Below are 14,755 nucleotides of genomic sequence, written 5' to 3'. Positions count from 1 at the left end.
GCCGGCACTGCTGCGTCACGGGTCACAGGCGGCCGTCGTCCCCACCAGCGGTGGGGGCGGCGGCCGCTGCGCTCCCGTCGGTAGCCTGACGCCGTGAGTGACCACGACAGCCCGGACGCGTCGACGCCGGACCAGCCCGCACCCGAGGAATGGTCCGACGAGTCCGCGGATGCGCCGGGCACGATGCCGTACGACGAACCGGTCGGGGCCGACCCGGCGCGGCCGAGCCGCCTCCCGCTGGTCCTCGCGACAGTCGGCGCCGTGCTGGTGCTCGGAGCCGCCCTGGCGGCTCCCCTGGTCAACCAGGCGCTGCGGGGCGAGGAGGAGGCCCAGCGTGCGCTGGACCTCACGCTCGTGGAGACGTGGGAGATCTCCGACCGCGCGCACACGACCGACGAGGTCGACTATCCCCAGACGCCACCGGCCGGCGGCCCGCACGCTCCGATCTGGCTGGCCTGCGGGGCGTACGACGAACCCGTCCGCGACGAGAACGCGGTGCACGACCTCGAGCACGGCACGGTCTGGATCACCCATGACCCGGACCTGTCCGCAGCGGACGTCGACACCCTGGCCGACCAGCTCCCCGAGAACGGGATCATGTCGCCGCGCGAGGACCTGCCGTCCCCCGTCGTGGTGACCGTGTGGGGCGCCCAGCTGCAGCTCGACGGCGCAGACGACGAGCGGCTGGGGCTGTTCCTGGAGGAGTACGGCGACGGGCACACCGCTCCGGAGGTCGGCGTGTCCTGCCAGGGTGGGACGCCCGACCCGCAGGGCGGGCTGCCGGGGGAGGGCACCAACGCCTGACGGCGGCGGCGTCGCCTGAGCGCAGGAGAACTGCGGCCGTACGACGTCCCGCTGGCGCTGGGAGGTGTCGTACGGCCGCAGTTCTCGTTGTCACCCGCGGGCGGGCGGAGCTGCGGTCAGCGCTCCAGGAAGGCGAGCAGCGCGCGGTTGAACTCCGCGGAGTGGCTCACGTTGAAGCCGTGCGGCGCGTCGTCGACGACGACGAGCTCGGAGCCGGCGATCGCCTCGTGGGTGCGCCTGCCGGAGCCCTCGAACGGAACGGTCCCGTCACTGTCACCGTGGATGACGAGCGTGGGCACGGTGACCTTGGTGAGGTCGTCGCGGAAGTCGGTCGTGCCGAACGCCTCCATGCAGCCGAGTGCGGCCGTCTGGTCGCTCTGGTGGCTCAGCGCGATGGCGTCCTGCCGCTGCTCCTCGGTGACCTTGAGCTCACCGTTGGCCGAGAAGAAGTCCTTCGTGAAGCCGTCGAAGAACGTGGTGCGGTCGGCCTTCAGACCCTCGGTCATCTCGTTGGCGGCCTCCTCGGTGAGGGGGCCGTCGGGGTTGTCGTCCGTCTTGAGCAGGTAGGGCGGCACGGCCGCTGCGAAGACGACCGAGTGCACGCGGTCCTCGCCGTGGCGCGCGACGTAGCGGGCGACCTCGCCGCCACCCATCGAGAAGCCGACGAGCGTCACGTCGGTGAGCTCGAGCTCCTTCAGGACACTGTCGAGGTCGTCGGCGAGGGTGTCGTAGTCGTAGCCCTTGGAGGGCTTGTCGCTGCGACCGAAGCCGCGGCGGTCGTAGGCGACGACGCGGTAGCCGGCGGCGCTGAGGGGGCCGACCTGCTCGCTCCAGGACTCGCCCGAGAGGGGCCAGCCGTGGATGAGGACGACGGGTCGGCCGCTGCCGCCCGAGTCCTCGACATGGACCTTGACCGAGCTGAGGAGGCCGGAGCTTGCGGTGACGTCAGGCACGTGGTGTCCCTTCGTTGGGGCCCGTGGCCGGGCCGTTCACTGGTCCTTCGAACGTAGGCACGCGCCCGGATGGGGTGTTCCACCCGAACAGGTGGTCGCCCTCGCTAGCGTGGGCGGCATGATCGTCGCCTTCTCGCTGTCGCCCATGTCCAGTGACCCGACCGGATCCGTGACCGAGGCGGTCGCCGCTGCCGTACGCGTCGTCCGGGAGTCCGGGCTGCCCCACGAGACCAATGCGATGTTCACCAACATCGAGGGGGAGTGGGACGAGGTGATGGCCGTGGTCAAGCGTGCCGTCGACGTCGTGGCCGAGGTGTCTCCGCGCGTCGGCCTCGTGCTGAAGGCCGACATCCGCCCCGGCCACGACGGTCAGCTCACGGCCAAGGTGGCGCGCATCGAGCAGGCCCTGCGTGAGGAGGCCGACCGTGCACAGTGAGACCCGGACCTACCGCACCGGCGGCGACGAGGTCGTCCTCGACCTCACCCGCGACGCGGCCGACTTCGTCGCCGACAGGGAAGACGGCCTCCTGCACGTGTTCGTGCCGCACGCGACCGCCGGGCTGGCGATCATCGAGACCGGGGCCGGCTCCGACGACGACCTGCTGGCCGCCCTCGGCGACCTGCTCCCCGCCGACGACCGCTGGCGGCACCGCCACGGCTCGCCCGGCCACGGTCGCTCGCACGTGATGCCGGCGATCGTGCCGCCGCACTGCACGGTGCCGGTGATCGGCGGCCGGCTCGCGCTCGGGACCTGGCAGAGCATCTGCCTGGTCGACCTCAACGTCGACAACGACCGGCGCGAGGTGCGCTGGTCCTTCCTGGAGGGCTGACGTGGCGCACGAGGTCACGATCCGGCCGGTCGGCCCCGGGGACGCGGCAGCCGTCGGGGTGGTCGTCGAGGAGTCCTTCGGTGACCAGGCGGCGTCGATCCTCGACGTGCTGGCCCTGCTCCGGTCGGCCGCGGACCTGCGCGTCGAGCTCGTCGCCGAGGACGAGGAAGGGATCCTGGGCCACGTCGCGCTGTCCCGGGCCTGGCTCGACGCCCGCGAGCGGCTGGTCGACGTGCTCGTCCTCAGCCCGATCGGCGTACGTCCTGCGCGGCAGGGATCCGGCACCGGCACCGCGCTCCTCGCCGCCGCCGTGCAGGCAGCGGCGGCCGCCGGAGCGCCGCTGGTCTTCCTCGAGGGCGCACCCGGGTTCTATGCCGAGCGCGGGTGGGGCGTCGCGTCCGACCACGGGCTCGAACGGCCCTCGCTGCGCATCCCGGACCCTGCATGCCGGGTGGTCCTGCTTGCGGGCCACGAGCCGTGGATGACGGGGCGGCTCGTCTACCCGGACGTGTGGTGGCGCTACGACCTCGTCGGGCTGCGGGACCCCGACCTCGCCGAGGTCGAGTCGGCTCTGGGGACCGACTGAACGGATGGCGCGATCGAACAGGTGTTCGATAGACTGGGCCGGTGTTCCCCACTCCCCAGCCCCGCCCGCGGGCCACGCCGCCGCCGGGTCATCGTGGCGTGGCCCCGCCCGGCTGGCCGCAGCAGGTGCGGCCACCGGACGCGCCTGACTGGGAGGCCACGGCCGCCAGCTGGTTGCTCGACCTGTGTCCGGCCGACTACCGCCGCTTCTCCGGGCTCCGCAGGCACGTCGTGGTGCTGGCACGGTTCGCGGTGCTGCACGTCGAGGCGCAGCAGCTCGCGACGCGCCGCGGCCTGAGCGAGATCCGCGGCGACCTCCGCGACGTCGCTGACGAGGCTGTCGTCGAGGCGGCGGTGCAGACCTTCCAGCTCGAGGACGCCCGGTTGCTGGCCGTGCGCCGGGAGGTCGGGCTGGTGGAGGAGGCGCTGCGCGGTCGTCGCTACCGCGTGCGGATGTGAGGGTCGCTAGGGTCGCGGGATGCATCGCTTCGCTGCTGTGGCCGTCGTCGATCCACGCGGCTGGCTGCTGATGCAGGAGCGCGGCCACGACGCGCTGCACGACCCTGACCGGTGGGGCTATCCGGGAGGTGACCTGGAAGCAGGGGAGGACTTCGTCGCCGCCGCGGTGCGAGAGGTGCGCGAGGAGACGGGGCTGGTCCTCGACCCGGACCAGCTGGAGTCCCTCGGCGTACGACGCTTCCGCAGCGAGAGCTGCGGTGAGGACGACGAGCTCGAGCTCTTCGTCGTGCGGCTCGCCGTCGGGGACGACGACGTGGTCTGTGGTGAGGGTCGCCAGATGGTCTTCGTCGACCCGCAGACGATCGCGGACCGACCGCTCCACCAGGCCACGGCGCTGACGATCGACCTGGTCCGCAGGTGGCAGGCGACGGCCGTGCGCACCGACTTCGTGCAGGTGACGCTCGTCGACCCGCGCGGCCGGGTGCTGATGCAGGAGCGCGACGAGCACGCGCCGGTGTGGCCGGAGATGTGGTGCTTCCCCGGTGGCGGCCTCGAGGTGGGCGAGGCGCCGGTCGACGGCGCGGTCCGCGAGCTGGCCGAGGAGACCGGCGTCGTCCTCGTCCCCGCGGACCTCACCGATCTCGGTCGCTTCGAGCTGGTCACCCACGAACGCGGCACCTTCCACTTCCACGCCTTCGTCGCGCGTACGACCCTCAGCGACCGCGACGTGGAGTGCCACGAAGGACGGCAGATGGTGTTCGTCGCCCCGGACCCGCTGCCCGACGTCGAGCTCGTGCCGTCGACGGCGCTCGTGGCGCCGGCGTTGCGCGCGTGGGTCGCCGAGCACCCGTTCGTGCCGGCCCCCGACCAGCACCGCTTCGCCGGGGTGGTCCTCGTCGACACGGAGGGCCGGATCCTGCTGCAGGAGCGCGACGAGCACCCCCGCATCGACCCCGAGAAGTGGGGACTGGCGGGCGGCCACCTCGACCCGGGCGAGGACTTCGAGCCGGCCGCCTACCGCGAGCTCGAGGAGGAGACCGGAGTACGACTGCAGCACGGGGACCTCGAGCTGTTCGGCGAGTTCACCGTCGACCACCGCAAGGCCTACGGCACCTGGGACCGGATGCAGGTCTTCGTCGCCGCCACCGACCTGACCGACGCCGACATCGACTGCCAGGAGGGTCGACAGATCGTCTTCGTCGACCCCGACGTCGCGCGCGGCCTGGACCTGACGGCCGGTGCGACCGACATCGTGCCGGCCTTCCTCGACTCACCCACCTACACCCGACTCACCCACCCCTGACCCACGGAGCGACCATGACCTTCACCGTGCACCCCGTCCCCTCGATGGGCGCCGAGGACGTCGTCGTCTCCGCCGAGGGCGTCGTCTACACCGGCACCGAGGACGGAGCGATCTGGGCGGTCGACGCGGGCACCGGCAGCGCCCGCCGGGTGGCCGACACCGGTGGCCGGCCGCTCGGTCTCGAGATGCTCCCGAGCGGCCACCTGCTGGTGTGCGACGCGCAGCGGGGCCTGCTGCAGGTCCACCAGGCTCGCGGGACCGTCGAGGTGCTCGTGGACCGGGTCGAGGGCCAGGAGATGAGGTTCTGCAACAACGCCGCGGTCGGTGCCGACGGCACCATCTGGTTCAGCGACTCCTCGCTGCACTTCGGCATCGCGCAGTGGAAGGACGACTTCGTCCAGCACACCCGCACGGGCCGCCTGCTCCGTCGCGACCCCGACGGCACCGTGACCGTCGTGCTCACGGGGCTGGCCTTCGCCAACGGGGTGGCCCTGTCGGCCGACGAGTCCTACGTCGCGGTCGCCGAGTGCCGCGGCCGCACCGTCGTACGCCTGTGGCTGGCGGGGCCGCGCGCCGGGCAGCGCGACCACCTCGTGACCGACCTCCCCGGGTATCCCGACAACATCAGCCGGGGGAGCGACGGCCTGGTCTGGGTGGCCGTGGCCAGCCCGGTCGACCCGCTCGTCGAACGGCTCGGCTCCGCGCCGATGGTGCTGCGCAAGGCAGTGACGCGGATCCCCGAAGCGCTGCAGCCCCGGCCGAAGCACACCATCCGGGTGCAGGCCTACGACGATGCCGGCCGGCTGGTGCACGACCTCGACATCGACCACCCCGGCTACCACATGGTCACGGGCGTCCGCGAGCACGACGGGAAGGTCTGGATGGGGAGCCTGCACGAGCCGTCGGTGGCGGTCTACGACCTGGCATGAAATAGACTCAGGCCCATGGGACACCTCGACTCGATCGCGTCTCCGCGCGACCTCCGTGGACTGTCGGCGGAGCAGCTGGACGAGCTCGCCGCCGAGATCCGCGACCTGATGATCCGCACCGTCGCGACCAACACCGGCCACCTCGGTCCCAACCTCGGCGTGGTCGAGCTGACGCTGGCCATCCACCGCGTCTTCGACTCCCCGTACGACCGCGTGGTCTTCGACACCGGCCACCAGTCCTACGTCCACAAGCTCGTCACCGGCCGTCACGCCGACTTCGGCACCCTGCGCAAGGAGGGCGGCGTCAGCGGCTACCCGAGCCAGGCCGAGTCCGAGCACGACATCGTGGAGAACTCCCACGCCTCGACCTCGTTGTCGTACGCCGACGGGCTGGCGAAGGCCTACGCCATCCGCGGCGAGGACCGGCACGTCGTCGCCGTCATCGGCGACGGTGCACTCACCGGCGGCATGGCCTGGGAGGCGCTCAACAACATCGCGATCGCCCGGTCGAGCCGGCTGGTGATCGTCGTCAACGACAACGAGCGCTCCTACACGCCCACGATCGGCGGCCTCGCGACCGCGCTGACCTCGCTGCGGACCAACCCTCGCTACGAGCAGGTCCTCGACCTCGTCAAGAAGCGGCTCAACCAGGTGCCCGGGGTGGGCCACGCGGCCTATGACGCCCTGCACGCTGTCAAGAAGGGCATGAAGGACGCCCTCGCGCCCCAGGGGCTGTTCGAGGACCTCGGCCTCAAGTACGTCGGCCCGGTGGACGGGCACGACCAGGCGGCCATGGAGCACGCGCTCACCCAGGCCAAGCGCTTCGGTGGTCCGGTGATCGTGCACGCCATCACCCGCAAGGGACAGGGCTACGACCCGGCGATGCGCCACGAGGCCGACCAGTTCCACGCCCCCGGCCCGTTCGACGTGCAGACAGGCGCGGAGAAGCCCAAGGGCAAGATCTGGACCGACCACTTCTCCGAGGCGATCGTCGAGCTGGGCGAGCGCCGCGACGACATCGTGGCGATCACGGCGGCCATGATGCACCCCGTCGGGCTCGACGTCTTCGCCCAGAGGTTCCCGGAGCGCACCTTCGACGTCGGCATCGCCGAGCAGCACGCCGTCACGTCGGCCGCCGGCCTCGCGATGGGTGGGCTGCACCCGGTCTTCGCGGTCTACGCCACCTTCCTCAACCGTGCCTTCGACCAGGTGCTCATGGACGTCGCGCTGCACAGGTGCGGCGTCACGTTCGTGCTCGACCGATCGGGCGTCACCGGCGACGACGGAGCCAGCCACAACGGCATGTGGGACATGTCCATCCTCCAGGTGGTGCCGGGGCTGCGGCTCGCGGCCCCGCGCGACGTCACCCGCCTCCGGGAGCTGCTCGACGAGGCGGTGCTCGTCGACGACGCCCCGACCGTGGTCCGTTTCCCGAAGGGACCGCCTCCCACCGACGTGCCCGCCATCGACCGCGCCGGCAACGCCGACGTGCTCGTCCGCGAGGGTGCGCACGACGTGCTCATCGTCGCCGTCGGGTCGATGTGCACGACGGCGGTCGAGGTCGCCTCGCGTCTCACCGCGCAGGGGATCGGGGTGACGGTCGTCGACCCGCGCTGGGTCAAGCCCGTCGATCCCGCGATCGTCGAGCTCGCGCGCGAGCACCGGCTCGTGGTCAGCGTCGAGGACAACGGCCGCGTCGGTGGCTGCGGAGCGGCGCTGCTGCAGACGCTCAACGACGAGGGCGTGCGTACGCCGTTCAGGTTGCACGGCATCCCGCAGGAGTTCCTCGACCACGCCAAGCGCGACGTCATCCTCGCCCGGATCGGGCTGGACGCCCAGACCCTGGCCCGGGGGATCGTGGAGGACGTGACCGCGCTCGACGGCGAGCCCGCGTCGATCGAGGTCGACCACACCGCCTGACCCGACTCGACGGTAACGTCGCTGCCGTCCTAGGTTGCTGGGATGGACCTCTTCCGCACCAAGTCCGTCGAGCAGTCGATCGCCGAGACGGAGGAGCCCGAGCACCGCCTCAAGAAGAACCTCGGCGCGCTCGACCTCACCATCTTCGGTGTCGGCGTGATCATCGGCGCCGGCATCTTCGTCTACACCGGCCTGGTCGCCGCGACCAACGCCGGTCCGGCGATCGCACTGTCGTTCCTCATCGCCGGCCTCGCGTGCGCGCTCGCGGCCCTCTGCTACGCCGAGTTCGCGTCGACGGTGCCGGTCGCCGGCAGCGCGTACACGTTCTCGTACGCGACCTTCGGTGAGCTCGTCGCCTGGATCATCGGGTGGGACCTCGTGCTCGAGTTCACCGTCGGGGCCTCGGCGCTCGCGGCAGGCTTCTCGGGCTACCTCCAGAACGTCCTCGAGGGCACGCCGCTGGAGATCCCCGCCTCGCTCGCCTCCGCCGGCGACGGCATCGTCAACCTCCCCGCGGTGGTCATCTCCCTGCTCGTCGCCGCGGTGCTGATCGGTGGCATCAAGCTCTCGAGCCGGATCAACCAGGTCATCGTGGCGATCAAGCTCGGCGTGGTCGCCCTCGTGATCATCATGGGGATCGGCTACATCAAGACGGCCAACTACACGCCGTTCATCCCGCCGAGCCAGCCGACCGGAGGGGCCGAGGGAGGATTCTGGAAGTCACCGCTGATCACCTCGATCTTCGGCATGGAGCCGGCCGTCTTCGGCATCGGCGGTGTCATCGCGGGCGCCGCGATCGTCTTCTTCGCCTTCATCGGGTTCGACGTGGTGGCCACCACCGCGGAGGAGACGAAGAACCCCCAGCGTGACGTGCCGATCGGCATCCTGGGCTCGCTGGCGATCGTCACCGTGCTCTACATCGCGGTCTGCTTCGTCATCACCGGCATGCAGTCCTACGACACCATCGACCCCAACGACCCGGCCCCGCTCGCCACCGCCTTCGACAAGGCCGGAGTGGAGTGGATCGGCAACATCATCGCCGTCGGGGCGACTATCGGGCTGACCGTCGTCGTGCTGATCCTGATGATGGGGCAGACCCGCGTCGCGTTCGCGATGGCCCGTGACGGCCTGCTGCCCACGTCGCTGGCCAAGGTCCACCCGACATTCGGCACGCCCTACCGCCTGACCGCGATCACCGGCATCGGAGTCGCCCTGCTGTCGGGCTTCGTCGACTTCGCGACGCTGGGTGACCTGGTCAGCATCGGCACGCTCTTCGCGTTCGTGCTGGTGAGCGTCGGCGTGCTCGTCCTGCGGCGTACGCGCCCCGACCTGCCGCGCGCCTTCCGTACGCCGGCCGTGGGCGTCGTCGCCACGCTGTCGGTGCTGCTCTGCTTCTACCTGATGCTCAACCTCATCGGCGAGACCTGGGTCCGCTTCGGCGTCTGGATGGCGATCGGCCTGGTCGTCTACTTCGCCTACGGCCGCTCGCACAGCCGGCTGGGCCGCGGCGAGCTCGCCGGGACGGTCCGCGAGGACGCCACGACCTGACGCCCCGCACATCGCATCGCCCGCCGAGCGGTGAGTGAGGCAGGTTCCGACGTTCCGGAACCTGCCTCACGCACCGCCCAACGAGCGTACGAAGGACGGCGGTGGCGGAGGCAGGTTCCGAAGCCCCAGAACCTGCCTCACGCACCGCCCACGAGGTGGATCAGTGGAACCGCTTGCCGCTCACCTTCTCGGAGATCCCGGCGACGTCGAGCATGAAGGTCAGCCCGCCGTTCCAGAAGGAGAAGCCCGCGCCGGTGATCATCGCCAGGTCGATGTCCTGCGGAGCGGCGACGACGCCCTCGTCGAGCATCAGCCGCGCCTCCTCGGCGAGCCCGGCGAGGGTCTTCTCGCGGACCTCCTCGGCGGTGAGGACCACCGGGTCGGCCGGCTTCTCCAGCAGCGCCTCGACCTCGGGGTCGATCGCGCCGTCGGGCCCGTAGTAGGACCCCTTCCTCGCCGCGACGATGCGCTCGAGGGCGGGGGAGACGTAGAAGCGGTCGGGGAACGCGCCCTTCAGCGTCTCGTTGTTGTGCAGCGCGATGGCCGGGCCGACCAGCGACAGCAGGACGAACGGCGGCATCGGCGCGATGCCGGCGAACGCGTTGTCGGCCACCTCCACCGGGGTGCCCTCGTCGACGATGCGGCCGACCTCGCTCATGAAGCGACCGAGCAGCCGGTTGACGATGAAGGACGGGCTGTCCTTGACCAGGATGCTGGTCTTCTTGAGCGCCCGGCTGGTGGCGAACGCCGTGGCCAGGGTCGCGTCGTCGGTGGCGTCACCCTTGACGATCTCCAGCAGCGGCATCACCGCGACCGGGTTGAAGAAGTGGAAGCCGACGACCCGCTCGGGGTGCTCGAGGTCGGCAGCCATCTCGGTGATCGACAGCGACGAGGTGTTGGTCGCCAGCACGCACTCGGCGGACACGACCGCCTCGACGTCGGCGAAGACGGTCTTCTTGATCGCCATCTCCTCGAAGACGGCCTCGATCACGAAGTCGGCGTCACCGAAGGCGACCTGCTTGTCGGTCTCCCCGGACACCAGCGCCTTGTGGCGGTTGGCCTTGTCCTGGTTGATCCGGCCCTTGGCGAGCAGCTTGTCGATCTCGGCGTGGACGTAGCCCACGCCCTTGTCGGCGCGCTCCTGGTCGAGGTCGGTCAGCACGACCGGCACCTCGAGGCGACGTACGAACAGCAGCGCGAGCTGGCTGGCCATCAGGCCCGCACCCACGATGCCGACCTTGGTGACCGGACGCGCGAGCGCCTTGTCGGGTGCACCGGCCGGGCGCTTGGCCCGCTTCTGCACGAGGTCGAAGGAGTAGAGCGACGCGAGCAGCTCGGACGTCTGCGAGAGCGCGTGGAGCGCGTCGTTCTCGGCCGCGAAGCCGGCGTCGCGGTCGGTGTCACGTGCCGCAGCGATGAGCTCGACCGCCTTGGCCGCGGCGGGCGAGCCGCCACCGGTCTTCGACGCGACGATGCCCTCGGCACGCGCGATCGCGGCGTCCCACGCCTCGCCCCGGTCGACCTCGGGGCGCTCGACGACGACCTCGCCGCGGAGCACGGAGGCCGCCCACAGCAGCGACTGCTCCAGGTAGTCGGCCCCGTTGAAGACGGCGTCGGCCAGCCCGAGCTCGTACGCCGCCTGCCCGCCCAGGGTCTTGCCCTGGTTGAGCGGGTTCTCGAGGATCAGCGTGACGGCCTTGTCGGCGCCGAGCAGGTTCGGGACCAGCCACGCGCCACCCCAGCCGGGGACCAGGCCGAGCATGACCTCGGGCAGCCCGAGAGCGGGAGCCGAGTCCATGACGGTCCGGTAGGTGCAGTGCAGCGCCACCTCGAGCCCGCCGCCGAGCGCGAGACCGTTGATGAGGCCGAACGACGGCTTGCCGCCCTCGCCCAGCTTGCGGAACACCGCGTGGCCGAGCTCGGCGACGATGCGTACGGCGTCAGGACCGCCACCCTGGATCGACGTCAGGTCCGCGCCGGCCGCGAGGATGAACGGCTTGCCGGTCACCGCGAGGGCGTCGATCGTGTCGTCGGCGAGGGCCGCGTCGACGGCCGTGTTCAGCGCCAGCAGCGAGCCGGGGCCGAACGTGTTGGGCTTGGTGTGGTCCTCGCCGTTGTCGAGGGTGATGAGGCCGAAGGTCGCGCCGGGCAGGGAGACCTTGCGCAGGTGCGCCCGGGTGACGCGCTCGGCGTCGGACACGATCGCCTGCGCGCGCTCGACCAGTGCTGAATTGTCGGGGGTCGTCGTCACTTGTCTTCTCCAGTCCAGTGGGGGTTCTCCCAGATCACGGTGCCGCCCATGCCGATGCCGATGCACATGGTCGTGAGGCCGTAGCGGACCTCGGGCTGCTCCTCGAAGGCCCGCGCGAGCTGGTTCATCAGGCGTACGCCGGACGAGGCCAGCGGGTGGCCCATCGCGATCGCGCCGCCGTAGGGGTTCACCCGGGCGTCGTCGTCGGCGATGCCGTAGTGCTCGAGGAACGCCAGCACCTGCACGGCGAAGGCCTCGTTGACCTCGAAGGCACCGATGTCGTCGATCGTGAGGCCGGCGAGGCGCAGCGCCTTCTCGGTCGCCGGGATCGGGCCGGCGCCCATGACCTCGGGCTCGACACCCACGAAGGCGTAGGTGACCAGACGCATCTTGACGCTCAGGCCGAGCTCGCGGGCGGTCTCCTCGTCGGCGAGCAGCGCGGCGGTGGCGCCGTCGTTGATGCCCGCGGCGTTGCCCGCGGTGACGTTGCCGTGCGAGCGGAACGGGGTCTTGAGCGACGCCAGTGACTCGAGGGTCGTCTCGGGGCGCATCGGCTCGTCGGTGGTGGCAAGGCCCCAGCCGGCGTCGGCGGAGCGGGTCGCGACCGGCACCAGGTCGGGCTGGATCTTGCCGGCGTCGTAGGCGGCCTGGGTCTTCTGCTGGCTGCGGACGGCGTAGGCGTCGACGCGCTGCTTGGTGATCGTGGGGAACCGGTCGTGCAGGTTCTCGGCCGTCTTGCCCATCACGAGGGCGTCGGGGTTGACGATCCGCTCGGACAGGATGCGCGGGTTGGGATCGACGCCCTCACCCATGGGGTGGCGGCCCATGTGCTCGACGCCGCCGGCGATCGCGATGTCGTACGCCCCGAAGGCGATGCCCGACGCGACGTTGGTGACCGCGGTCATCGCGCCGGCGCACATGCGGTCGATCGAGTAGCCGGGCACACTCTGCGGCAGGCCGGACAGCAGCGCGGCGGTGCGCCCGAGGGTGAGGCCCTGGTCGCCGATCTGGGTCGTGGCCGCGAGCGCGACCTCGTCGACGCGCTCGGGCGGCAGGGACGGGTTGCGGCGCATCAGACTGGTGATGCACTTGATGACGAGGTCGTCGGCGCGGGTCTCGGCGTACTGGCCCTTGGCCTTGCCGAACGGGGTGCGTACGCCGTCGACGAAGACGACCTCTCGCTGTGGACGGGGCACTGGCTACTCCCAAGGATCGGACAGGGGGAAGGACACACAGGACGGGGACACGTTACCCCCGAGTAACAACGCCTGCCCATCGCACCGGGTGTGTGTCGGGTCACTGGTGTGCGGACACTAGGGTTGGTGCATGGTCGAACGCCTCGTGCACATCGTCGACGACGCCGAGGTCCTGGTGGACGCCGGTGACCTCACGCTCGTCTGCGTCCTGACCGGATTCCTCGACGCCGGCAAGTCCGCCGAGCTCGCCGCGGGCCACCTCGCCGAGCTGTCCGAGGGCAAGATCGTGGCGACCTTCGACGTCGACTCGCTCCACGACTACCGCGCGCGCCGCCCGCCGGTGACCTTCGTCCGCGACCACTACTCCGACTACGAGGCCCCGCGCCTGGTCGTGCGTGCCCTCCGCGACACCGGCGGTACGCCGTTCCTGCTGCTCACCGGGCCCGAGCCCGACATCCGGTGGGAGGCCTTCGCCCGTGCCGTGCGCGAGGTCATCGAGCACTTCGGCGTCTCGCGGGTCGTGAGCATGGGCGCGGTGCCGATGGCTGTCCCGCACACGCGGCCGATCGCGATCACGCCCCACGCCAACCGCCCCGAGCTCGTGCCCGGCGAGAGCCCGTGGCAGGGCGAGCTGCGCGTGCCGGCCAGTGCGCAGGCGCTTCTCGAGATCCGGCTGGGGGAGTGGGGGCTGGACGCGCTCGGGTTCGTCGCCCACATCCCGCACTACCTCGCCCAGATGGAGTACCCCCAGGCCGCGCTGGTGCTGCTCGAGCACCTCGAGATCGGTGGTCGGCTGACGATCGACCTCAGCGACCTGCGCGAGGCCGCCGAGATCACCGAGACCGAGGTCGACCGCTATCTCTCCTCGCACGACGAGGTCGGCGACGTCGTCCGCGGCCTGGAGCAGCAGTACGACTCCTTCCGCGAGGCCGAGGCGGCGGGCACGTCGCTGATGGCCGGCGACGGGCCCCTGCCGACCGGGGAGGAGATCGGGCGCGACTTCGAGGCGTTCCTCGCCGAGCTCGACGACCAGTCCAAGGACAACGGCGAGGACCCCGGCTCCGGCTGGGAGGACCGCTGATGGCCGGCAGCGCCGAGGAGCTCGTCAACCTGCTCGAGCTCGAGACGCTCGAGGTCGACCTGTTCCGCGGAGCCCAGGCCCACACCGAGCGCCAACGCGTCTTCGGTGGGCAGGTCGCGGCGCAGGCCGTGGTCGCGGCGACCCGCAGCGTCGAGGGCGACTTCGTGCTGCACTCGCTCCACTCCTACTTCCTGCGTCCCGGCGACACCACGGTGCCGATCGTCTACGACGTGGAGCGGATCCGTGACGGACGCGCGTTCGCGACCCGCCGCGTCTCCGCGCGCCAGCACGGCCGCCCGATCTACTACATGACCGCCAACTTCCAGATCCCCGAGCCGGGGCTCGAGCACCAGGACCGGATGCCCGAGGTCGTCGGCCCCGAGCACGGGATGCCGCTGGTCGAGCTGGCTCGCCAGCAGGGGCCCGAGGCCGCCGAGCACTGGGAGCGGGAGTGGTCGGCCCTCGACATCCGTCATGTCGGCGTGACGGGCCGCGGGATCCCCGACGACCCGGAGCATCCGGCGCGGGCCCGGCTCTGGATCAAGGTCGACGGCACCCTGTCCGACGACCCCACCGTCCAGACAGCAGCCTTCACCTACGCCAGCGACCTCACCCTGCTCGGTGCCGCGCTCGTCCCGCACGGCATCCACATCGCCTCCCCGCGGCTCCAGCCGGCGTCGCTCGACCACACCATCTGGTTCCACAGGCCCTTCCGGGCCGACGAGTGGTGGCTCTACGACCAGTTCTCACCCTTCGCAGGCGGGGCGCGTGGCCTCGCACTGGCGCGGGTGTTCACGCAGTCGGGCGAGCTCGTGGCGACAGTGGCCCAGGAGGGCCTGATCCGCCTGCGGGACGACCGCACGTAGCGACCCGTCCCTGCCTCCCGCGTCCGACAT

Annotated in this window: 14 protein-coding genes; 11 read left to right on the top strand and 3 right to left on the bottom strand. The window is 71.2% G+C overall.

Going from position 1 to position 14,755, the window contains the following annotated elements:
• Nucleotides 1-93: 93 nt before the first annotated feature.
• Entirely contained in the window at nt 94-804 is a 711-nt protein-coding gene (locus BM127_RS18770) for a DUF3105 domain-containing protein (RefSeq protein ID WP_091201119.1), read from the top strand.
• Between the two features lie 116 nt (nt 805-920).
• Here the strand turns inward: BM127_RS18770 and BM127_RS18765 are convergent, their stop codons facing one another.
• Nucleotides 921-1,757, bottom strand: coding sequence for an alpha/beta fold hydrolase (locus BM127_RS18765; protein WP_091201117.1), 837 nt, complete (start codon nt 1,755-1,757; stop codon nt 921-923).
• Nucleotides 1,758-1,875: 118 nt separating this feature from the next.
• On the opposite strand from BM127_RS18765, the gene BM127_RS18760 reads away from it, so the two are divergent.
• The 8 genes from BM127_RS18760 to BM127_RS18725 are packed head-to-tail and all read left to right on the top strand — an operon-like array spanning nt 1,876 to nt 9,331.
• Entirely contained in the window at nt 1,876-2,193 is a 318-nt protein-coding gene (locus tag BM127_RS18760; RefSeq protein ID WP_091201226.1) for a thiamine-binding protein, read from the top strand.
• Complete coding sequence (locus BM127_RS18755) at nt 2,183-2,587, top strand: YjbQ family protein (protein WP_175507456.1); 405 nt, start codon at nt 2,183-2,185, stop codon at nt 2,585-2,587. Before BM127_RS18760 ends, BM127_RS18755 begins: the two co-directional genes overlap by 11 nt.
• Nucleotide 2,588: 1 nt before the next feature.
• Entirely contained in the window at nt 2,589-3,173 is a 585-nt protein-coding gene (locus tag BM127_RS18750; RefSeq protein ID WP_091201113.1) for a GNAT family N-acetyltransferase, read from the top strand.
• Nucleotides 3,174-3,214: 41 nt separating this feature from the next.
• The gene (locus tag BM127_RS18745; RefSeq protein ID WP_198554340.1) at nt 3,215-3,631 is read left to right on the top strand and encodes a hypothetical protein; all 417 of its coding nucleotides are present in this window, start codon (nt 3,215-3,217) and stop codon (nt 3,629-3,631) included.
• 19 nt (nt 3,632-3,650) lie between these two features.
• The gene (locus BM127_RS22920) at nt 3,651-4,934 is read left to right on the top strand and encodes an NUDIX domain-containing protein (protein ID WP_091201109.1); all 1,284 of its coding nucleotides are present in this window, start codon (nt 3,651-3,653) and stop codon (nt 4,932-4,934) included.
• A 14-nt stretch (nt 4,935-4,948) separates the two neighbouring features.
• On the top strand, nt 4,949-5,863 hold the full coding sequence (locus BM127_RS18735; RefSeq protein WP_091201104.1) for an SMP-30/gluconolactonase/LRE family protein: 915 nt from the start codon (nt 4,949-4,951) through the stop codon (nt 5,861-5,863).
• A 15-nt stretch (nt 5,864-5,878) separates the two neighbouring features.
• Entirely contained in the window at nt 5,879-7,783 is a 1,905-nt protein-coding gene (gene dxs, locus BM127_RS18730; RefSeq protein WP_091201102.1) for a 1-deoxy-D-xylulose-5-phosphate synthase, read from the top strand.
• Nucleotides 7,784-7,825: 42 nt separating this feature from the next.
• A complete protein-coding gene (locus tag BM127_RS18725) occupies nt 7,826-9,331 on the top strand; it encodes an amino acid permease (protein ID WP_091201100.1) in 1,506 nt (501 codons plus the stop codon).
• A gap of 160 nt (nt 9,332-9,491) precedes the next feature.
• Here the strand turns inward: BM127_RS18725 and BM127_RS18720 are convergent, their stop codons facing one another.
• Both BM127_RS18720 and BM127_RS18715 read right to left on the bottom strand, forming a co-directional pair.
• Nucleotides 9,492-11,582: a 3-hydroxyacyl-CoA dehydrogenase NAD-binding domain-containing protein gene (locus BM127_RS18720; protein ID WP_091201098.1), complete on the bottom strand. Its 2,091-nt coding sequence runs from the start codon at nt 11,580-11,582 to the stop codon at nt 9,492-9,494.
• Nucleotides 11,579-12,778: a thiolase family protein gene (locus BM127_RS18715; protein ID WP_091201096.1), complete on the bottom strand. Its 1,200-nt coding sequence runs from the start codon at nt 12,776-12,778 to the stop codon at nt 11,579-11,581. The genes BM127_RS18720 and BM127_RS18715 overlap by 4 nt, the downstream gene beginning before the upstream one ends.
• A gap of 130 nt (nt 12,779-12,908) precedes the next feature.
• Between BM127_RS18715 and BM127_RS18710 the strand changes: the two genes are divergently transcribed.
• Both BM127_RS18710 and BM127_RS18705 read left to right on the top strand, forming a co-directional pair.
• Nucleotides 12,909-13,859 (top strand): PAC2 family protein, encoded by a 951-nt coding sequence (locus tag BM127_RS18710; protein WP_091201094.1) that lies wholly within the window; start codon nt 12,909-12,911, stop codon nt 13,857-13,859.
• On the top strand, nt 13,859-14,725 hold the full coding sequence (locus BM127_RS18705) for an acyl-CoA thioesterase (protein ID WP_091201092.1): 867 nt from the start codon (nt 13,859-13,861) through the stop codon (nt 14,723-14,725). Before BM127_RS18710 ends, BM127_RS18705 begins: the two co-directional genes overlap by 1 nt.
• The last annotated feature ends 30 nt before the right edge of the window (nt 14,726-14,755 follow it).

The organism is Nocardioides alpinus, assembly GCF_900112035.1.
In the GTDB taxonomy this organism is placed as follows: domain Bacteria; phylum Actinomycetota; class Actinomycetes; order Propionibacteriales; family Nocardioidaceae; genus Nocardioides; species Nocardioides alpinus.
Note: the sequence above shows the minus strand (reverse complement) of the source record. Positions and strands in the feature narration are given on the sequence as shown.